Source organism: Gimesia algae, from assembly GCF_007746795.1.
GTDB lineage: Bacteria > Planctomycetota > Planctomycetia > Planctomycetales > Planctomycetaceae > Gimesia > Gimesia algae.
The window spans coordinates 3,378,093-3,399,355 of record NZ_CP036343.1; the positions used below are offsets into that span (position 1 = coordinate 3,378,093).

Annotated in this window: 16 protein-coding genes; 8 read left to right on the forward strand and 8 right to left on the reverse strand. The window is 50.8% G+C overall.

From position 1 onward, the window contains the following. Window positions 1-92: 92 nt before the first annotated feature. A complete protein-coding gene (locus Pan161_RS12310) occupies window positions 93-353 on the forward strand; it encodes a hypothetical protein (protein WP_145227192.1) in 261 nt (86 codons plus the stop codon). A 6-nt stretch (window positions 354-359) separates the two neighbouring features. Here Pan161_RS12310 and Pan161_RS12315 read toward each other — a convergent pair whose 3' ends face one another. Both Pan161_RS12315 and Pan161_RS12320 read right to left on the reverse strand, forming a co-directional pair. Continuing rightward, window positions 360-2,867, reverse strand: coding sequence for a CehA/McbA family metallohydrolase (locus Pan161_RS12315; RefSeq protein ID WP_145227194.1), 2,508 nt, complete (start codon window positions 2,865-2,867; stop codon window positions 360-362). A gap of 46 nt (window positions 2,868-2,913) precedes the next feature. Then, window positions 2,914-3,963 (reverse strand): aldose epimerase family protein, encoded by a 1,050-nt coding sequence (locus Pan161_RS12320; RefSeq protein WP_232103710.1) that lies wholly within the window; start codon window positions 3,961-3,963, stop codon window positions 2,914-2,916. Window positions 3,964-4,733: 770 nt separating this feature from the next. On the opposite strand from Pan161_RS12320, the gene Pan161_RS12325 reads away from it, so the two are divergent. From Pan161_RS12325 to dnaA, 4 genes are all read left to right on the forward strand, one after another. Next, window positions 4,734-5,366, forward strand: a complete 633-nt coding sequence (locus Pan161_RS12325; protein ID WP_145227198.1) for an RNA polymerase sigma factor — start codon at window positions 4,734-4,736, stop codon at window positions 5,364-5,366. A gap of 6 nt (window positions 5,367-5,372) precedes the next feature. Further along, a complete protein-coding gene (locus tag Pan161_RS12330; RefSeq protein WP_145227200.1) occupies window positions 5,373-5,936 on the forward strand; it encodes an anti-sigma factor family protein in 564 nt (187 codons plus the stop codon). 125 nt (window positions 5,937-6,061) lie between these two features. Further along, complete coding sequence (locus Pan161_RS12335) at window positions 6,062-6,997, forward strand: GNAT family N-acetyltransferase (protein ID WP_145227202.1); 936 nt, start codon at window positions 6,062-6,064, stop codon at window positions 6,995-6,997. A gap of 348 nt (window positions 6,998-7,345) precedes the next feature. Then, entirely contained in the window at window positions 7,346-8,863 is a 1,518-nt protein-coding gene (gene dnaA / locus Pan161_RS12340) for a chromosomal replication initiator protein DnaA (protein ID WP_197995846.1), read from the forward strand. 24 nt (window positions 8,864-8,887) lie between these two features. Here dnaA and Pan161_RS12345 read toward each other — a convergent pair whose 3' ends face one another. The 4 genes from Pan161_RS12345 to Pan161_RS12360 form a co-directional block, all read right to left on the reverse strand. Next, entirely contained in the window at window positions 8,888-11,053 is a 2,166-nt protein-coding gene (locus tag Pan161_RS12345; protein ID WP_232103711.1) for a tetratricopeptide repeat protein, read from the reverse strand. Window positions 11,054-11,521: 468 nt separating this feature from the next. Next, complete coding sequence (locus Pan161_RS30535; protein ID WP_232103712.1) at window positions 11,522-12,229, reverse strand: hypothetical protein; 708 nt, start codon at window positions 12,227-12,229, stop codon at window positions 11,522-11,524. A 43-nt stretch (window positions 12,230-12,272) separates the two neighbouring features. Next, on the reverse strand, window positions 12,273-14,504 hold the full coding sequence (locus Pan161_RS12355; RefSeq protein ID WP_145227208.1) for a type II and III secretion system protein family protein: 2,232 nt from the start codon (window positions 14,502-14,504) through the stop codon (window positions 12,273-12,275). A gap of 455 nt (window positions 14,505-14,959) precedes the next feature. Then, window positions 14,960-15,544: a hypothetical protein gene (locus Pan161_RS12360; RefSeq protein ID WP_145227210.1), complete on the reverse strand. Its 585-nt coding sequence runs from the start codon at window positions 15,542-15,544 to the stop codon at window positions 14,960-14,962. Window positions 15,545-16,044: 500 nt separating this feature from the next. Here Pan161_RS12360 and Pan161_RS12365 point away from each other — a divergent pair, with 500 nt between their 5' ends. Further along, the gene (locus Pan161_RS12365) at window positions 16,045-16,701 is read left to right on the forward strand and encodes a hypothetical protein (RefSeq protein ID WP_145227212.1); all 657 of its coding nucleotides are present in this window, start codon (window positions 16,045-16,047) and stop codon (window positions 16,699-16,701) included. A 19-nt stretch (window positions 16,702-16,720) separates the two neighbouring features. Here Pan161_RS12365 and mtnA read toward each other — a convergent pair whose 3' ends face one another. Next, window positions 16,721-17,803, reverse strand: a complete 1,083-nt coding sequence (gene mtnA / locus Pan161_RS12370) for an S-methyl-5-thioribose-1-phosphate isomerase (protein WP_145227214.1) — start codon at window positions 17,801-17,803, stop codon at window positions 16,721-16,723. Between the two features lie 234 nt (window positions 17,804-18,037). On the opposite strand from mtnA, the gene Pan161_RS12375 reads away from it, so the two are divergent. Both Pan161_RS12375 and Pan161_RS12380 read left to right on the forward strand, forming a co-directional pair. Then, window positions 18,038-18,709: a 3-keto-disaccharide hydrolase gene (locus tag Pan161_RS12375; RefSeq protein WP_232103713.1), complete on the forward strand. Its 672-nt coding sequence runs from the start codon at window positions 18,038-18,040 to the stop codon at window positions 18,707-18,709. A gap of 45 nt (window positions 18,710-18,754) precedes the next feature. Beyond that, complete coding sequence (locus tag Pan161_RS12380; protein ID WP_145227216.1) at window positions 18,755-20,044, forward strand: Gfo/Idh/MocA family oxidoreductase; 1,290 nt, start codon at window positions 18,755-18,757, stop codon at window positions 20,042-20,044. 105 nt (window positions 20,045-20,149) lie between these two features. Here Pan161_RS12380 and Pan161_RS12385 read toward each other — a convergent pair whose 3' ends face one another. Further along, window positions 20,150-21,022 carry a sugar transferase gene (locus Pan161_RS12385; RefSeq protein WP_145227218.1) on the reverse strand — a complete coding sequence of 291 codons (873 nt, stop codon included), beginning with the start codon at window positions 21,020-21,022 and terminating at the stop codon, window positions 20,150-20,152. Between the last annotated feature and the right edge of the window lie 241 nt (window positions 21,023-21,263).

Below are 21,263 nucleotides of genomic sequence, written 5' to 3' on the forward strand. Positions count from 1 at the left end.
CACTTGAGTCTGAGGCTGGATTCACCTAGAATAACCCGCCAGGCAGTCACCGTGATAATACTGCCGCCTCTGTATTCAGAAAGAGTTTTGAAATGAACCGATTCAAACTGACACTGGTTATGCTGTTCACACTGGTCCAGTGCCCACAACTGTTTGCTCATCCGGGACATGGAGCCCAGGAAACCGTCAATCCCAACGGTATTCTGCATTATCTGACAGAACCGGTTCACGTGATGCCCTTCATCATTATCGCCGTTATCATCAGCCTGCTGATTGGCGGAAAAAAATTCCTGCAGCGGTTACGCGATCAACGTCAGAAAGTGGTTGTTCGCGTGCAGAATCGACGCAAGTAAGCAGCGTCAATTCGCTACTGCTTCTTTCGCACGCTGCAGATAAGTTTGAATGGCCCGCTGATAAGTCTGCTCGGCAGACTTACGTTCTGATTCTGCAATTTTCAGATGGCGATTTTTCCAGAGCAGCTTGATCGTTTCTGCACACCACTGTGCACTTTCGCGCGAGGCGCGAATGGGTTGCTCCGCCACGATGACATTCACCGGATTGGTATGCAGCTGAGGAAACTGACGCAGCGCAATCCAGCTACTGGTTTCGACCGGCACTTCAAACTGCAGGGAATGAATTTTTCCATCGGCGAGAACGGTCTGCTTTGCGATCACTTTTCCATTCACCACGATTTCGACGAGTCGTTTGCCTGCCGTCACATAATCGGAGTTACGCGGCGCATGCAGCACACGCGTGTCACCTGATGCCCGGCGGCCTTCGGGGGGATCGAGCAGACCGTAGGCCACCGCACGGGGGGTTTCGGGAGCGAAGGCCACTTTCGCTGTGATCTTCACCTTGCCCGGTTGATTGAGTTGAATGTCTTCAAAACCGGGCGCAATCTCATTCACCTGGAATTCCAGTGCATGCGCATAGCCGTCCGAAACATAACTGCGGCCTTGTCTGATTCCCTGACACCACTGGCTGAAATCAAGCTCATCCTGCTGACCCAACTGCACATAGACACGCCCCTGTCCGACCCGCCGACTGCTCATGCAGGGAAAGTCGGTTTCGCCACTGACCTTCAAGGGAAAACCGCAGTTTAAAATATGATACCAGGTATTCCATTCCGGTATGCGTTCGGTATCCATGGCACTGATAAAGTCACAAACTCCTTCCGCTGTACTGACACAAATCTCCATCGCACCGCCCCCGTTCATTTCGGGAACCGCCAGGTTCGGCAGCTGGTCGGCGGCTTGCTCTATCGCCTGCGTCAATTCATCCTGCGACAGCTGGCTGTTTCCATCCGCGTCGATTACTTGAAATGAATCTGGCAGGAGCCCTGTTGCTGCTTCCTTGGGATTCAAGGTCTGCGACTGGTTCTGATCCAGCTCTTCTATTAATCGTTGCGCTGCGAGGGGAGGATTGACGCGCAACGCCGAATGCGGAAAACCGGTCACGCCCCCCTGCTCTTTACACCAGCGCAGTACGGGCACGGTCCAGCTGGGCCAGCCTGTCGTAGTTCCCAGTGTGCCCGGATACGTCTGATTCTGTAAATTCAGCAGACAGACATGCCCCAACGCAGCCGAGCCAAAGCCACTGATTTCGAGGTCATATTTGAGCAGCGTCAGGGGCTCGCTGACCCGGTCTGCAGTCGATGCAAAAAACTGACGCTGGACATCAAAGCAGGGGCCCCAGGTCAGAACACAACCCACATTCAAGCCTTCCCCTTTGACCTGATTGAACATGTCCTGAGGCGTGACTCCCTGAGTGGGATGATCATAATGCGCACAGCCGGCGGCATGAATGTGATGATCGCCGGAATAAAACCCGAACACGCGGGGATTCACCCAGCGTTTCAGATTTACTTCCAGTGTCTGCTCTGAGGCTGCCGTGATATTGACCTTGCGAGTCAGTCTCTGATATTCCGGACCGCGACTGAATTCCATCTCCAGTTCCCCGGCAGGCAGCATCACGGTATCCCCGTCCTGCCGATAGATCTGGGGTTGAAAAAAGAAATCGGGAGCCAGCCGCTTGGCCTGTAGGGGATAAACACGTTCCTGTGCATCACGAAACAGGAGTCGCGCGGCTGTGGGCGTTCCGTCAAAGTCTTTGATGGAAAGTTTCACGGGAACCGCAGGTCGCACATCAAACAGGACCGGCACCTCACCTCGAAAACCAAGATCCTGCGTCCCTGCTCCCACATCAAAACCCAGAGTGGCTTCCCGTTTTCCTGGCTCATGACAGTAAATGAGGGCGAGCACGTATTCCACTTCCAGACCACTCAGTTTGACGGTCATCGGACTCGCTTGAAACAGTTCGACTTCCAGGAAGCGATCTGTGGCGCTGGCTTTGTTTTCATTCCGGTTCAATTCCGGTTGTGCCTGCCGCTTGAGGGAATTCAATGCGGCTCCCGAATAGACGGGGCCTGCCTGGGGACTGGAAATCTGCAACTGCCTGGTTACCGTACTCTGATTCACCACCTTCACCACGAACGGCGTAAAGCCACCCTGCTGGAGCACAGCGGCGGCAGGTCCGCGAGCGACTTTCGTCCGTACTTCCGGGTTCAGCGATACGAGGCACAGGACTTCCGCATCGAGCAACTTCTGAATCTTAGCAGCATCTCGTTGATCACAGGCGGTATTGAGTTTCTGAACCAGCGGCGCGGGTAAGGGTGCCCCCAGATAGTCCAGCGCAGCAATGAGCCGTTTCACATTCGCTGCCAGCGGCTGTCCTTCTACTTCTTTCCCAGCCGGTGACTCTGCCAGCAGGTTGCCTGAAGCAAAGGAAAACAACAGACACACGATCAGGAAAACCATGCCTCTCGGGCGTCCTGTCATTCGGTCACCGCAGGTACATAAGTCATTCATGAGAGTCTTCCCGGCAGAGATGCTGCATGGCAGGCTGTTGCGATTTTTATTCTACTGAAAATTTATGGACGGTGGTCTGCTGGTAAACCTGACCCGGTTTGAGGATTGTACTGGGGAACTCCGGCTGATTGGGTGAATTCGGAAAATGCTGAGCTTCCAGGCAGAACCCGCCATTTTTCGGATAGCCGCCACTGGCCGGCGTACCATCCAGAAAGTTCCCCGTGTAGAACTGCACGCCCGGTTCGGTCGTCAATACTTCCATGACACGGCCCGACTCGGGATCTTTAACCCGCGCACAGAAAGTGGGTTGCTTTTCACTTGGATTTACAACCCAGCAATGATCATAACCGCCTGCGACCTGCTCGATCCGCTCACCGATCTTGTGTGCGGACGTAAAATCCATGGGGGTTCCTTTCACCGACTTCAGTTCCCCGGTCGGAATCGCTTCCTCCGTCACCGGCAGATACTGGTCACAGTTCAGAAGCAGTTCATGGTCCAGGATCTTACCTTCACCGGCCAGATTCCAGTAACAGTGATTGGTGACATTGATGGGAGTTTCCTGATCGCTGGTCGCGGTATAATCGATTTTCAATTCGTTATTGTTATTCAGCGAATAAACGACTTTCAAAGTCAGTTTACCCGGATAACCTTCTTCGCCATCCGGACTGACCAGACTCAATCGCACGCCGACTTCTGTTTTGGTACTGAAACTTTCTGCTGCCCAGACCTTTTTATCAAAGCCCGCTTCGCCTCCATGCAGATGATTGGGAGGAATATTCTGAGCCAGTTGATACTCTTTCCCGTTCAGCGAGAATTTTCCGTCTTTGATCCGATTGGCATAACGACCGCAGATCGCACCAAAATACGGGCCTTTATTCTCATAAGCGGCCAGGGAATCAAATCCCAGTGTGATATTTTCTGATTTCCCATCCCGGTCGGGCAGGTAAACCGCAGTTACAATAGCACCGTAGTTGATAATGTTGACGTTCGTCCCTTTATCATTCGACAGCAGGAACTGCGTAATTTCCTGGCCATTGGCGGTGGTTCCAAAAGGTTCACTTTGTACTGTCAACTGGTATTCGTTTCCGGTATTCATGTCTGCATCCTTCGCATGGTTTTGATCTGAAGCGGCCTTTCTGGAATCCGGAGAGGGAGACTTTTCCTCTGAACAGCCTGTAAGCAGAAGCAAAGCACTTGTTATTCCACTCCAATATTTCCATTGCATCATCAAATGGTCCTCTCGCTTTGACGGGATATAAATGACAGGCTCAGTTCTCAGGTCTCAGCGTTCCAGAATAACAAATCCCCCTGCAAATGTAATGCAGAAACAAATTCGCATGCTGCCGCATTTCCCCAGACAAAACTCCGGGCTCCCGAGAAAGAATTACCGCCTGAAAAGCGGCTGCTGACAGAGCGTCGCTGACAGGGGGTCACTGGCGCCGCTCCGAGAGGAGATCACCCGACTAAAATACAAGGTTACTGACGGCGCTGGAAATACCCCACGCGATCTCAAAATAAAAATCCGCTGCGGAGAAAAACTGCAGAATTTATTTCGATTCCGAGAATCCAGAAACAGGGGGAGGCTCATGTATCCGTCCGGACACTAATTTTAGGTTAATATTTCAAGACATTGGCGTTAAACCATGTCATAATTGATTGATATATAATCACTTACGTCATTATTAAATAGATTCGCTGAATCCTCCCCAAAACAAATGAGAGCAAGTTATAATTGAATACTGGCGAATTGATTTGGAGAATATTGGAATCTCTCCCGGAATCTTTACTAAATTCCCATCATTTCTCCCCTCTCTGGCGTAGTAATAGAACAGAGCGTGTCAAATAACGCGGAGAGGGGAGGTAGACATGCAGTTAGAAATGGTCGATAAAAAAATTGAGGAACGAGACTCTTTGCCATCGGGGGGTGTCACCAGTGATGCCCGTCTGGTTGAAGCAGCTCGCAAGGGTGACGACAGTGCATTTGGCGAGTTAGTCCTGCGTTATGAGCGCAGATTAATCCGTGTGCTGATTCAGTTCGTCAAAAGCCCGGACCTGGCAGAAGATCTGGCACAGGATACATTCCTGAAAAGCTATGAGCGGCTCGATCAATTCGATACATCCAGGAGATTTGGTCCCTGGCTGTTCCGGATCGGAGTCAATCAGGCGCTGGATTACCTGCGAAAACAGAAGCGAAGAGGCTGGTGGCTGTTATTCAGTGACAGTCCCTCAGATACTCCTTTCGATCCCTCAGTTCCGGATCCAAGGAATAAAATTGATATTAAACAGGAAGTTCAGGCCATCCTGGAAGAAATTCCTGAGAAGTATCGGACCGTACTCGTCTTGCGTGATCTGGAAAATTTTTCTACTTCGGAAATCGCTGCGATTCTGGACCGCAAAGAAGCTACGATTCGCTGGCGACTGGCAGAAGCAAGAAACCGTTTCCAGAAACTGTGGTCTAATCGTCAAAATGTTGAAAGCTCCATGTCGGGCAAGGAATAACAAGACATGTACTGCGCACAATGTAATGGTTTGAAATCGCGCGTCGCTCTGGCGGTCGGAAACGATCTGTCAGACGACGAGCTCAGACTTCTCGAAAAACAACTTAAAAACTGCGAGCAATGTCGCTCACAATATGATCAGCTGCAAAAAAGCTACGAGGCACTGCAAAATCAGTTTGACAGTGCCCCTGTACCTTCGTTACAGGATAGCGTCTGGCCTCAGGTGTCTGCCAAAATTGCCGCCCGTCGTCGGAAAAGCAGGCCAACCCGTTTTAATGCCCTGCTGCCGATACTTACAACGGTTGCCTGTTGCCTGACTTTACTGCTGGTCACCAACAGCCCGCGACCAGAGCAGCAGCCATTTGGCTCGGCATCGGAATCGATTCATCCTGTCAATCCTCAGGGTAATCTTAATTTTTCGAATGTAAACTTGCGTGATTTTCCTGATCAACAGTGGGATGCATCACCAAAACAAATACTGGATCACCAGATGAATCCTTATGGATACGAGTTACCTCGTCTCAAGCATGATTCTGTAAATACCCACCAGTTACATTCCGTTAAATTCTAAGTTCAACTCCTCATTCCTGAACTGAGGCTGGTCAATCGACCAGCCTTTTTTTTATGATATCAGCAAAGTCACCTCCCCTCATTAAATGGGTGACAAGAATCTGTCTCAGGAAATGAACTCTGCTTATGTCGATCTCCGTCTCCCAAGCGTCACCAGAAGAGTGGCCTGAAGCATCCGCATTTATCTTTGCAGATGCGGCAGCAGATGATCAGGACCTGCAGATCAACGAATTTCTCGAAACCATCAAAACCAATCAATACGGTCAAAAACAGCTGCTGGTCGCCCGCGAAAATGGCATCCTGCTGGGAGCGGGCGTCCTGATATTTACAGATGCGTCCACTGCCTTTTTCTGGCCACCATTTACAACACGTACTGATTGTGCCGCTGCGCTGCTGCAGGAGATGGCGGCCCGCATTGACCAGTCCGAAGTCAGTATCGGTCAGGCGCTGCTCGAACCCGGACAACTGAACCTGAGGCGATTATTGACACAAAATGGATTCCCTCACCTCACGAATCTGCTGTTCATGAGGCACCCCCTGACCGAGATACGCTCTCACGGACTGCTGTCAGCGAATCAGATCCGAAGCGTCCCTTTTGATGAACAGACAAATCGCCACCGTTTTCTGGAACTGCTGGACCTGACGCATCAGTTATCATATGACTGCCCTGCTCTCAATCACTGCCGCACAGCAGAAGAATCCCTGGAATCCCACCGGAGTTCAGGTGATTCTGACCAGAAACACTGGTATCTGTTTCAACATGAAAATACCGACCTGGGAGTCCTGTTATTATCTGAACATCGGTCCGAAAATCTCTGGGAAGTGGTCTACATGGGAGTCGCTCCGGAACAGCGGGGAAAGGGATACGGCGCCGCATTGATCCAATTTGGCTTGCAGCAGGCGCTGGCCCATCATCAATCTGCTTTAATGCTTGCCGTCGATCACAAAAATTCTTACGCGATAAAGATTTATGAAGAATCGGGTTTTATCAGACAGAACACATTAAGCGTGCATGCGCGAATGCGTTCACATTTCTCAGGAAAAAAACCAAAAATTCATTAACATGTTTTGCACAGGCAAAAGATCAGTCTGTTAAATAATTTTTTGACCAAAACTGTGATTTTCTGCTGGTAAAACAGCTTTTGATTTCGGTCTGATAATTCTCTAAATTTTCCGCCGCGTTTCTGTTTGACTCTCTGAGGATTCAAGCTAGTATCAGTCCCACTGAATGAGTAAACGCAGTGTCGACCAAGACCAATGCCTTAAATCTTTTCGGCGCTGCAAACAATGGAGCTTTTTAGCGCATCATTTCTAAATATACCTCACAACCATGATCGATACGGAACGAGCAGGATTTCGCTCCTTCCCGTATTATGGGTGGGAATGTTGCGCGCGGGGGGAGGGTGCAAGATGCAACCCACGTCTTTGGCAGTGGAGGGTACGCTTTGTGCTAAATCAGCCGGGCGACCAACGGAAGCCAAGCTGGGGCCTGTTACAACCGAATCAGACGAGCAAGCAGTCCTTCGATTGCTTGCGCAGCAAGTCGGTCAGCGCAGTTTCCAGAACTGGTTCGCAGGGAAAGTCAGCCTGAAGTTGGAAGCAAATCTCCTCATCATGGGAGTTGCCAGTCCGTTCTTACTGACCTGGATGCAGAAAAAGTTTTCCTCCGAGATCTATGCAACGGCCATCGCCTGTATTGGTCCTGCGGCTGAATATCGGTTTGAGGTCGATCCAGAACTGACCGGCCCGGAAATGAATTCCAAAGGTGCGCCTGACTCTTCCACGGCTACCGCGGAAAATTCCGATCGCCAGCCGCTGGCGAATTCCGACCAGAAATCAGAACGTATCGATGGCGGTCACAAATCGACTCAACCGTCCCCCTACAAGGGAAGACGCTTTGCAGATCTGTCGACCTTCATCACAGGAAAATCGAACCAGCTTGCCTATATGGCAACACTCCAGGCGAGTGAACAACCGGGGGCTTTGTATAACCCGCTGTTCATCCACGGCGGAGTCGGTCTGGGTAAGACGCATCTGCTGGAAGGTTTCTATCGAAAAATCCGACAGCAATACCCTTCTCTGCAGGTTGTGTTTCTGACGGCAGAATCGTTCGGGAATTACTTTTCCAAAGCATTACTTGAACGGTCATTGCCCAGTTTCCGTCAGCGGTTTCGCAACGTGGATGTGCTGATCATTGATGACATCGACTTTTTCGAATCCAAACACAATTTTCAGGAAGAACTGCTACATACGATTAAACACCTGGAAAGCCATGGCAGACAGCTGATCTTTTCCTCCGACAGGCATCCCCGCCTGTTAACGAAAATGAGTGAAGAACTCACCACCCGCTTTCTTTCAGGGCTCGTCTGTCGCGTGGAATCTCCTGAAACAGAACTGCGACTGCAAATTGCCCGCCAGCGGGCCTTACTGCTCAAAACCCCCATTACCGACGGCGCACTGGAGTATGTTGCCAGACGCTTCTCGCATAATGTGCGGGAACTGGAAGGCGCCGTGAACTGCCTGCAGACCTGGCATGTGATGACCAAGCAGAAAATTACCACGACGATGGCGCGTCAGGTTCTGGCCGACCTCGAACGGGACTGCATCCGTATTATTAAAATGGATGACATCAAACAGATCGTCTGTTCCACGTTCGGCATTTCGGAAGCCGATTTGAAATCTTCTCGCCGGTCGAGAAACATCAGCCAGCCTCGCATGCTGGCCATGTTCCTTGCCAGGAAACTCACACAGGCAGCCTACAGTGAAATCGGAGATTTTTTTGGCGGCCGCAACCACAGTACTGTGATGTTCGCCGAGAAAAAAGTGCGCAAATGGCTGGAAAACCAGGATTCGATCCGGGTCGCACTACAGGACTGGTCCACTGAAGAAATTATCGAATCTCTTGAACAGCAGTTGCTCGCCAGTTAATCAGTCGACGTTATGAGTGTAAATTCAGTATTGTCCCTGTGAAGTCGGGTATTGACCTGGCAGCGGGGCAGGCTGAGCGCCCCACTGGAACCGGGAGGGGGCAGGTTGATTCGGATTCATGAGGGACTGCCGATTCTGATCTGCTGCTTGTTGACTTGACTGATATGCACCTTGTTGCATGCCCTGCTGTAAATCGCCAGCTGTGGTCCGCATATTTGCCGGAGCGAAAGCCGGATTCGTAGAGTACATGGCTGATTGAGGAAGTTCTGAAGGGAACTGGGGAAAGCCTCCTGCATTCTGGACGGGCTGCATTCCCTGCCCCTGATATCCATTCTGCGGGACAGACTGGTTCGAGTATTCATATCCCGCCTGACGAACACCGCTGGCTGGCTGCTGCTGTTGCTGCCGTTGATAGGCCGGCTGATCAAACTGCACCTGACGAATATTCTGTCCGCCCGGTTGAAAGACATTCTGCTGCGGAACCTGGGCAGACGCCGGCATCAAGTTTCCGACCTGCATTTGAGAACTCCTTAAGGCCGCATTCCCGTCTGCCTGCTGTTGTTGTTGTTCGGCGACCGGAAACATCTGTCCGGGGCCTGCATTCATTCCCGTGCGTGCCGCTTCTCGCATCTGTGCCTGATCCGCATTCTGCTGCAGGTTTCCTGAATTTTGATTTTCACGGTTCAGATTCTGCTGGGTCGAATTGATGCGATAATCGGGAAACTGTCCCGGTACCTGGTACTGATTACCATACATGGGTTGCCCTGCCTGAGGCATGTTCTGATACTGTCCCTGCTGCGCCTGAGGAAAACCCGGTCCTGCCTGATTCTGTTGATTCTGATACTGCTGATTCTGATTTTGAGGTGCCTGCTGGACTGGCTGATTCTGCTGCTGTTCCTTCATTGCCCAGTAATTGGATGCATCCACGGCTTGACTGATTTCAGGATCTCCCGCTGGCGGCCATGCCTGAATCTGTGCGTCAGGATCTGCATACTGCACAGGAGGAGCAACAGGCTGAGGGGCATGAACCAGATGCTGACGATTTTCCTGATAGGGTAATGTGTTCTGTGGCACGCTGGTAGTTTGTCGCATCAGCGAGGGCTGAGGACTGATGGCAGGCAGTTCCTGGCTGGCATCGCGCGCCTGTACTGCCTTATCCCGTTCGCGTCTCATCATTTCTGCAATCTGCAATGTCGGATTCAGATCTGCCTGATTCATGGCAGGTGCTTGTGGCTGTGACTGGTTTTGCACGAACCCATTCTGGCCCGTCGCATATTGAACTGGCTGTTGCGGTTCTATCTGGACCTGTTCCACTGGTTGAATGCCGGATGACAAATTCGCAGGTGCAACCCGCTGCACATTATGCTGTGATATACCTGATTGAGCGAGATTCTGATCGGGATTCACACCGGGAAACAACTGGGCGAATTTCTGTCGAGCCTGTGCCTCGCCACCAGTCATACGAAACAGAGCCAGCGCCTGGTCATATTGACCTGACCGGCCATAATACCAGCCCAGGTGATCAAGCGAACGCCCATGACGAGGTTGATATTTGAGTGCTTCCCGCAGATATTTTTCACCATAGTCATCGCGTCCCTGCAGCATATAGGAATAACCGATATCACTCAGCAGATTGGCGTTGGCAGGATCCAGTTTTAAGGCTTTCAGGTAATACGCTTCTGCCGCTGGAAAATTTTTGTTTTTATCTTCAATGATTGCCAGACGATGCAAGGCTTCAAAATGACTGCCATCCATCGCCAGCACCCGCTGGTAATAACCCTGGGCTTTTTCCAGATTCCCTGCCCGATCCGCATCGTAAGCCAGACTTAATTCCTGCTGTAACGTCGCTTCATCTACTTGTGTGGTAGCAGTCTGCGGAGTACTGATTGGCAGTGCCCTGGACTCGGCCACCTGCGGAGACGGGCTTGTTTTCTGATCTGGAATCGTAATTTCTGCCAGCTGCTCTGAGTCATCTCCCTGGCTGTTCCGTCTGTGCCGGTCCTGTCTTCCTTTTTTCCGCTCCTCCGCCATGGCGACTCGCAGTTTCTTCTGGATGTCTGACTCTTTCTTTTTCTCTGATACATTCTCAGCCAGATCATCAGAGGATTGTGAACTCCGCGCAAAAGGTCCGGACTGACAGCCATTAAATAAGAGCAAACAGCAGGACAGGACTGCGAGATGTTGAAACATTCGAGCTTTCATCGGGTATCAACCTTGATTCAGCGAGGGAAGATCGCTCAGTTTAATTCGACTCAATTTGAGATGGACTAAGAGCCTTCAATCATGATCAGAATTGGCTAAGGGAATTTCAGAAGTCTGATTGAGAAAAATCAAGACGTGTTCTGACTGAAATACCAGTGAGCAAATTTCTGTCATTCGACTGACAGCTGAGAAATGTGATATTGTGATTTGGTAGGATTAGATCTGAGAGAGAAAGGTATCAGGCGCGGATTCTATGTTGATCGGCAATTCATGTCGATACGAATTTTAGAAACGCTGCTCAGACAGGCAGATCCCCGCGCCCGCTGAAAACTGACCCATAACTAATTATGATAAACCATTATTAAATAAACACTTAAAACGCCGCAGCACAAATCAGCTGCGGCGTTTTCTTTCTGTTTTTCAATGATCTCTGCTGCGAGGCGACGTTAAAATCGATTAAAAACCGACGCCCCCACCACCACCGCCACCGCCGAATCCACCACCCCCGCCGCCACCGCCGCCGAATCCACCACCCAGACCACCTCGGGTCGAGATAAATCGATAGTAGTCGATTTCTGCTTCGCGTGAGTTCAGGGATCGCCCATAAGGCGTCGAGACAATGGTCCGTTGATCAGCGTCCTGATTACCCAGATCGGTCAGAATGCGGGCAATCAGCTGGCGTCGATAGGCGTCCAGTTCGGGAGCATAGTTATTATCACTGCGTTCGACGATCACAGGATAGGGAGCACTTCGCATGCGGGCGCCAATTTCGAGAATATGATCTTTTCCGTTTGTCGTCAGCTCGGCACTGTTTTCAACAAATTCGTTGCGATTAATAATAAAATCAACGGCTTCCGCATTGGATTCCATCGTATGGTAATGCGCACGGTTCACACTGCCCAGAGGATAAACCTCGGGAATGGCATAAGATCGTTTATGCATACCCCAGTTGCCTCCACCACCTCCCCAGCGGCAGCAGCCGGCAACCAGCAGAATACATCCGGATGTCAGAATCAGTTTTTGAATTATGGAAAAACGGGCCATCATGTCCCTCAGTTGTTTTACGACAACGTTGTCACTGCCTGGATATTGAAAGTACGAAAGCTTCTCCTGATAGAAGCCTGTCGTATCTCGCTTATTAAAATTCAATTGATACATCGGCATGCGGTAAACATGCTGATGTCAGCCTAAAATCAAAGCTGAATACTTACTCCCCACCAAACAGGGAAAATCTGGATTGAGCAGGTTGCGGTTCCGCTGAGGCACGTCTCATTTTCGGATCGACGTATCCTGCAGGCTGGATAAAGGAATTGTTCTGGTTTTCCGCTGGACCATTCTGGAACCGGTTTTTGATCATTTGTGTAAATCTGCCAGACCGTTGTGGTGTCTGTGCCCCCTGATATTGTCCGGGAGCATAAGCCTGTGGCCCACTCGCCGCAGGTGCTGGTGGCGGAGGCAATGGTTGATGTTGATTCGAGTGTACTGGATTTCGTGGATGCACTGGTTGCGTCGGGAAGGAACTTCGTGGCTGTGGAATCGGCTGTGCTGCAGGTCCCTGCTGGTAAGTCCCGGTAGCCGCCGGTGGATAATAAGGAGAAGCAGGAGCTGGATTGAACGGCTGGTAGCCAACTTCAACTCCCTGGCCAGCACCGCGACCATAAGGCTGCAGTTGATAGACGGCTGTGTCCGGAGCCCCTTCTGTCATCGCATATTTATATAATTCTTTATCCTGAGGCACTGTAACTTCAAAACCTGGATAGGGAGGCACTTCATCCTCTTCCATCGGTCGTACCAGTTGGGGAGTGACTGTGATCAGCAATTCCGACTCTCCCTGACTCGACTGTTTTGAGCTGAACAGGTAACTCCCCACCAGCGGAATTTCTCCCAGCCAGGGAATCCGGGTTACTCCGGTTGAAGAATCATGCCCAAATAATCCAGCCAGGACAATGGTCTGTCCTTCACGTAATTCGACGGTCGTCTGTGCCCGCCGCGAATTCAATCCGGGAATTCCCTGCACTGAATTGCCGTCATTAATCTGGCTGTATTCCGGCACGATTCGCATACGAATCAAATCTTTATCAATCACAATCGGAGTCACAACGATAGAGGTACCAAAGCCGCGGAATGTCGTGGAGGTCCCCTGGGCACCACCGACACCGACAATTGTTGGAACGGCAAATTCCCCCCCGGCCAGAAAGCTGGCCGAGTGACCGCTCAACACCGTTAATGTCGGGCGTGCCATAATTTTGGTGGTACCATTCTGGGCCAATGCGTTGATCAATACATTCACTTCGCCGGCTTCAAAGATACCCGTTAAAGTTGAGGGAACTCCCCCCATTGAAGATCCCAGAAACTGTCGACCACCATCAAACAGGACACTCAAATCCACACCCAACTGTCTCATCATGGTACGGTTCATTTGCGCAATCGTCACATGGATCATCACCTGGAATTCTCCCGGGATCTCTAACATGTTGACGATAAAGGAAGAGGCGTAGCCATTGTTTCCTAACCCATCCAGCAAGCCCCCTCCTCCACCATAACCGCCCCCATAGGCGGCTCCGGCTCCATAAGGCTGAGGTCCCCCCAGGTTTCCTTCATAGTTGATCACTTCACCGCGGATGACTGACAGAATGTTCGCCGCTTCCGTCGCATCAGAGGCCTCGCCTTTGACAATGATTTTCCGCGAGAGAGGAATCAGATATACTTTACTGTTCGGAAAGAGTACCGCGATTTTTCGTTCCAGCTTTCCGTAATCAATCCGTCGCTGGCCTTCCAGGCTGGGGTCCTGAATCGTATGCACGAGATAGGTAATCGGTGTGTCATCACCTTCAAACCACAGCGTTAAAGTCGTCGTTCCCAGTTCCAGACCCACAATTGAGATTTCCGTGGGAGAATAGGTCACGAATTCAATAATCGAAGGATCCGCGATCGCATACCGGCGAATACGTGAATTAGTGATGATCAGCTGACTGCGACGGATGATAATTTCCATCTCATCAAAAATTCCGGGGGTCGACCGGATCTGAGTCGGCAGAGGTTTCCGGGTAATGCGGCCCGTGTCCTGCACCATCTGGATTTGAGGACCGTTCGTCTGAGATCCCGCATCCTGAATAGGAATCACACCCTGGCGCGCAGGGTCATACTGTGTCTGGGATTGGTATTGAGTTTGTGGCAGATATTTCGGGGAGACTCGATGTTGAACTTGTACTGGTGGTTGAGCGTATTGACGTTGGACCTGAGAGGGCGGCGCGGCGTATTGTCCTCCTTGTTGCAAGGCACGCGGTGGCATCTGCAGCATTGCGGGGCCCTGTGCAAGTGCAAGGTGAGCGAGCGACGATAGACTCGCGATGGTAATCGCGATGATTTTAATGGCATTTTGAAAACAAATCGTTTCAAAAATTCGAAATGCCGATCCATGGCAGTTCTGCTTGAACATCCGCTGTCGCTCCCCAATTGCCTGTATTCAGGAAAATGGTAATTTGGCGTTATACTAAGGCTCGTACTCAGGGCTGAATCAGCGCCTGATGTTCTCAACGACATAATTTAGATTTAGTAATAACATGCATTTACTCATAACAGGTTATCCTTAACCTGTTATCCGTTTCTTGATTCAATCATGTATGCACACCACGTTCCAGTTACCAATCGAGGAAAAACCACCGGCTTTTCTAAATTGACGAACGCAATTCGGGTAGATACACACCACTTTGTATTGTTTGTATCGGCTAATCATGAAATCAGGATTAGAGTGGTTCGACTTATTTTTCCTATTTCTATCCTCAAGTTAAGGGTAAACACTTAGTTATGGCAAAAATAAAACCCAGGCGCCGGGCCTGGGTTTGTCACGGAAAAACTTCTATATCAACGTTGATTTATGTTGATCAGGCAGTCTTACCAGCGGTAATTCGTATCTCGGTTATAAGTCGGTGCACCAGGATTATACCAGGGACGTCGATAACTGTAGGAAGGGAAGCGGTAATGGCCATATTCATTCGACCGATAGAATCCGGGACCAAAGTGTTTGGTGTATGGATCTTCCGATAACGCCTGCGTCTGCATGCCTGTATTCGCTTCATTATAGCCACCGAACCAGGTCTGGCCCGCCTGCATTCCCACCTGGGGACTGGTCATTCCATACGTGCCGCCTGCTCCCTGAGTCGCACTATAATAATAAGGCGACCCTACCTGGGGCACGACATTATTGGGCAGCCAGTACTGATTTCCACCTTGGACATAGCCTCCCCCCTGGTAACCGGGAACGGGTCGGGTCAGCGCATCCGGGTTGGCAGCCCCGGGTTGTTGCTGCATCTGCTGTTGCATCTGAGGTTGAATGTTGGCAGCAGGATCGGGCAGCGGTCGAACCGAACTGGGAGGGGGTGGCAGTGTGCCTGATTTTCCCAGATCCGCTCCCGGAATGATCACATCATCTGCATACACGGCGACACAACTGATGACCAGCGGCACCATCACTTGCATGAGTTTTCTATAATTTCCCATTGCTCTCTCACACCTCATGTTAGTATTCAAAAACATCATCTCTGATGAAAAGCAAAATCAATTCGCCGAAAAACGCAGTACGCCTGGCGCCGCTCTGTCAGATCTATATGAAATCACAAATGCTTTCGTTCTCTGGAAACGGAAGTCACTCGCGTTGATACTTAAACCTACAACCTGTTTCTGGTGAGAGACCAGAATCCCTACAAAACTTCATACTTCAAACCGGCTTTCGGCAGTTCCTGCCGGTGCAGTTTGACTGGTTATACTAACCCGATTTAAAAATATGCAGGTTGTAGCGCGCTTATGTGATTTACATCCTGCGATTTTTATGATGAACCTGAAGGAAAGGCGCTTTGATATTCCGATAAATATCATAGCGTGGGAAGATCTCGCGCTCAGGACACAGAGGAAATAGCACGTTTATTCAATTCATCAAACAGATCTGCATTTCTGTTTCATGATCAAGAGGGATTTCGGATATGTCATCTACATTAATTGCCATCGCCATCGCAGCTTCTGTCGGCGGAGATCCGATGTATTCAGACGGCGCGTATGGTGCCGATGCAATCCCTTACGAATCCAGCTATCCCATGACCAGCTCCGGCGTCACAGGCGGAATCTACGGCGACCCACGGTTTCCATTCGATTCACAATACCCCTGGCAGCACGGCTACTTTCAGGAAATTTCTCCGTACAGTGGCTACCACTATTTTAAGCCTTATAACTATCGCCACGTTCTCTCACAAACACAGACAGCCAATGGCTGGGGAATCACTCCGCAACTGGCTTATTCACAACATTTCTGGAACCGCTATCAAGAGCAGGCAACCTGGAAAAATTACGCCCTCCCTCCGCGGGAAGAAGATATCGAAGAAATCCAGCAGCGTAAGCGAGATTTCCAGGAACGCCGGGAAGAGCTGAAGTCATCGTACTATCAACCTCAGCAGACGATGGTACCGGTTGACTATCGACAGCCAGGACAACTGCAGCAGCGTTACCAGCAGCCTCAATATCAACAGCAGCAGTTGCAACAACAGCCCCAGTACCAACAACCCTACCAGCGGCCACAAAGGCAGAACCCCTACCCCAACAACTCTGTGGGTTACGAACAAAGCCCGGTTTATATCAATCGTTGAGGATCCGGTTGTTCGCAAGTTAATCCTGGTCTATTGATAAGACCCGCGCGACTTCTTCGGTTGTCACCGGTTGAATCAAACCCCGCTCCGTGATGATGCCGGAAATATATTTCGCTGGCGTCACATCAAAAGCAGGATTATAAACATCCACTCCCACAGGAGCCGTCTGTGTTCCAAACCCATGGGTGATCTCTTCCGGCAGACGTTCTTCGATGGGAATCTGACTCCCGCTGGTCAGACTCAGATCAAATGTGCTGGAGGGGGCAGCAATATAAAATGGAATATCATGCAGACTCGCCAGCAGCGCCACGGAATACGTTCCGATTTTATTCGCGGAATCTCCATTGGCGGCGATACGATCTGCTCCGGTCACCACAGCCTGGATTTTCTGTTCCTGCATCACCCAGCCTGCCATCGAATCCGTGATTAAAGTCACCGGTATACTACGTCGCATCAGTTCCCACGTGGTCAGGCGGGCTCCCTGCAAGAGGGGTCGTGTTTCATCGGCGTAGACATGGATCTCTTTTCCCTGCCGCGCCGCCTCAAAGAACACGGCCAGCGCGGTTCCGCCTCCAGAAGTCGCCAGACCTCCCGCGTTACAATGTGTGAGCACACCATCGCCTTTGGAAAGCAGTTCTGCACCAACTTCGCCGATTTTGTGACACATCTCCAGATCTTCCTGTTCAATGCGTCTCGCTTCGTCCAGCAGTCGTGCATGCATCTCCGCATTGGAGAGCGTCGGTAAACTCGCTGCCAGATTCTGCAAACGATCCAATGCCCAGAACAGATTCACGGCCGTCGGTCTGCTTTCTGCCAGGTACGTCGCCGCTTCGGTCAAGCGCTGATCAAAGTCCGGACGCTCGGAACCGGTTCCTGTCTGTAACGCAATTACCACACCGTAGGCAGCGGCAATACCAATCGCGGGTGCACCACGCACGCGCAGTTTTTTAATCGCCTCCCAAACCGTCTCCACATCATGACATTCGATTTCGCGAAACTCCATCGGCAACAAAGTCTGATCAATCATCTGCAGATATCCATTTGTTCCGCCAACCCACTGCAGGGTCGCTACATCCGACGCCATTCGATTCTGTAGATTCATATTCGATTCTCTTCCATCTGGGAGAAATGGGAAATTCCGCTTTGCAAGCCAACTCTCATTCTAGCCGAAATCGCCTCAAACAAAAAACCCAACGGATTGACGGGGTTTTCCATTGATTCTGGTAAATGCACTTTGGTATGCTCAAATCTTCACACCTTATTAAAGATCCTTAAATATCACAGGATTTTCCTTCCTGATTAATTGTCAATTGCTGAATATCAAGGAAACAATGTTATGCTCCCAACAACTGCCCGGAAATTATTCTCGCTTGGTCTGATCGCTGTTCTCGGTTTGACTGCCCCGCTGTTCGCCGAAGAACACTGCGACAGTGACTTCAAAAGCATCTTCAACGGTAAAAACCTGGATGGCTGGCAAGGTGCCACCGACGGGTACACCGCGAAAGACGGCATGCTGGTCAGCAAAAAAGACAGCGGAGGAAACCTCTTCACTGATCAGGAATACAAGAACTTTGTTCTACGGTTCGATTTCAAACTGGAGCCAGGCGCCAACAACGGTATCGGATTCCATGTTCCTCTCAACCCCAAAACCAGCCCGGCATATGCAGGTAAAGAAGTTCAGATTCTGGATGACACTGCAGACAAGTATGCCAAGCTGCAGAAATATCAGTATCATGGTTCCCTCTATGGAACGGCCCCTGCCAAACGCGGTCACCTGAAACCTGTCGGCGAGTGGAATACCCAGGAACTGCTGGTGGATGGCAATCAAGTCAAAGTCACCTTGAATGGCACGACCATCGTCGACTTCGATATGACCGATGCCAAGAAAAACGGCACAATCGATGGCAAAGACCACCCCGGTCTGAAACGGGAATCCGGTTACATCTGCCTGTGTGGCCATGGCGCGAAAATCGAGTTCAAAAATCTGCGGATCAAAGAACTCGATTAAGTCCCTCCCCACTTGATTCATACTCTTAGAGACAGGATAAGACTAATGAGTTCAGAACAGAAACCGGCTTCTTCTGAAGTGACGCGTAGAAATTTCCTGCAGACCGGCGGTGCCGTCGCCGCGGGTCTCGCCTGGACTGCCAAAAGTTATGGTAGTATTCTTGGCGCCAACGATCGGATTCGTGTCGGGTTTATCGGCGCGGGTGGCATGGCTAACGCACACATGAGTACGTACAACGCCATTCGTGAAAAAAATAACGTCGAAGCGATTGCCGTTGCCGACTGCTGGACCACTCGCGCCGAGGAAGGAAAAGTGAAGACCGGCGCGCAGCACGCATTTTCCGATTACCGCAAGGTTCTGGAAATCAAAGACATTGACTACGTCACGATCGCCACGCCGGAACACTGGCACGCACAGATGACGATCGATGCCCTCGACGCCGGTAAAGCGGTCTATTGTGAAAAACCGATGACACACAGCATCCCGGAAGCACAGGCCGTCATCAAAAAACAGAAAGAGACAAAGCTGCCGATCCAGGTAGGCGTACAGGGTATGTCTGATGATTCGTATTCCTCCGCTGCCAAAGCCATCGAAGAAGGGGTACTCGGACAGGTCGTACAGGCTCAGATCGAATATGTCCGTCGTTACGGCGAACAGGGTCCCTGGCGTCGTCCCGGCCTGAAAGACGGTGATGCGAAACCAGACGATCTCGACTGGAACGCCTGGCTCGGCCATGCTCCCAAAATCGACTGGAACCCGCACCACTATTTTGAATGGCGAAACTACTCACAGTACTCGGGTGGCATCTGCACTGACCTGTTTATTCATCGTATCACCCGCATCATGAAAGCCTGCAACCTGCTTTACCCCCGTCGGGTCGTCGGCATGGGTGGGATCTGGCAGTGGAATGACGGGCGCAATCTGCCTGACAATTTTGAAATGATCTGCGAGTATCCCCGCGGCATGACGGTCTATGTCCTGGGAACCATGAGCAACCGGGTCGGCATCGATCATCTGATTCGCGGCTATCGTGGCACACTCTACTTCACCCGCGAAGGCTGGGTCGCCAAAGACAAAGATGGCAAAGTACTGGCCGAGCATAAGAAGTCGGGGGCCGAAGACACCAAGCTGCACCACACCAACCTGCATAACCATCTCCGTAACGGCGAAGCATTGAACTGCCCGACCGAACTGGGCCTGGCAGGTGTTGTCGCCGTTAATATGGCTAACGAATCATGGCGATCCGGCCAGATGATGGGCTGGGACACTGAAAAAGAAAAGATGGCTCCCGCCAATACTCTGGAATTGAGCCACTTCCCGGAAGCCAGTTCCTGAGTTCGATTGATCGGTCACGGTATTCATAGTCAAAACAGAAACGCCCTGATTGCAGGGCGTTTTTTTTGCTTATCGTTGCATTAAGGTCTCAGGCAACAGCCGACCTTATAACGCACCACTGCCAGTCAGTATCACGCGGATGGTTTTGAACAGAATTTTGATGTCGTTCCAGATACAGCAGTTCTGTAGATACATCAGATCCAGCGAAACCTTGCGGCGGAAGCTTTCGACATTGTTATCGTAACCGTTCACAATCTGTGCAACACCCGTCAGACCTGGTTTTAATCCCAGGCGATTGATGTAATTGGGAATCTCTTTGCTCAAACCTTCGATGAATTCCGGGCGTTCAGGACGTGGACCGACTAATGTCATTTCGCCTTTGAGCACGTTCCAGAGCTGGGGCAGTTCATCCAGCCGTGTTTTCCGCATGAAGCGGCCCAGTTTCGTCACCCGGGGATCTCCCTGGACGGCGAACTGCGCGCCATTTTTTTCCGCATCTACAGTCATCGTCCGAAATTTATACAGTGTGAACGGCATTCCATAGCCTGATTCATCCCGCCGATCAGAACCAGGCTGACGACGATCCGCCTCCAGGTTCAGCTCAGCTAAATCCACCTGTGACTGACGGCGATCATTCTTGGTCTGAGTTCTCAAGTTCAAACCCACGCGTGTCTGTCTGAAAATTGCCGGACCAGGTGATGTGAGTTTCACCAGCACCACCAGAAACAACAATAACGGTGAGAGCAGTATCAGCATCGTAAAGGAAACAGCGATATCCATTATCCGTTTAAACAGCCGCGTACGTTCGGTCAGATTGCGGACATCCACCCGTGGTTCATCCAGATGCAGTCGTGTCAGCCAGCCGGTTGAACGCCATAGTTCGACATCCATGTATCCTTTCACCAGGTCTGACAACTCTCCTGGTGGAATCATGGCTTTACTTGTCTGACTGGTCTTTCCTGCGATCACTGAGCTCATGACAAACACTTTTCTTCTGTTCTGGGTAATCCGTTTGGGCCCTGGATCGTCAGACGAGAGGCATAGTCTGATGTGTCGGCGATACAGGGGCTGCCTTTTGTTAAGTACTTACACTGAAAGGCTAGCTCGAAAATGACGCCCATGTTTCAGGAAGTCTTCCAGATACTCACAGGTCAGTCGAGTCCCGTTCATGCTGAGACAGGTCGTACAAATAAAAACGGTTACAGGAATCAGAACGAAT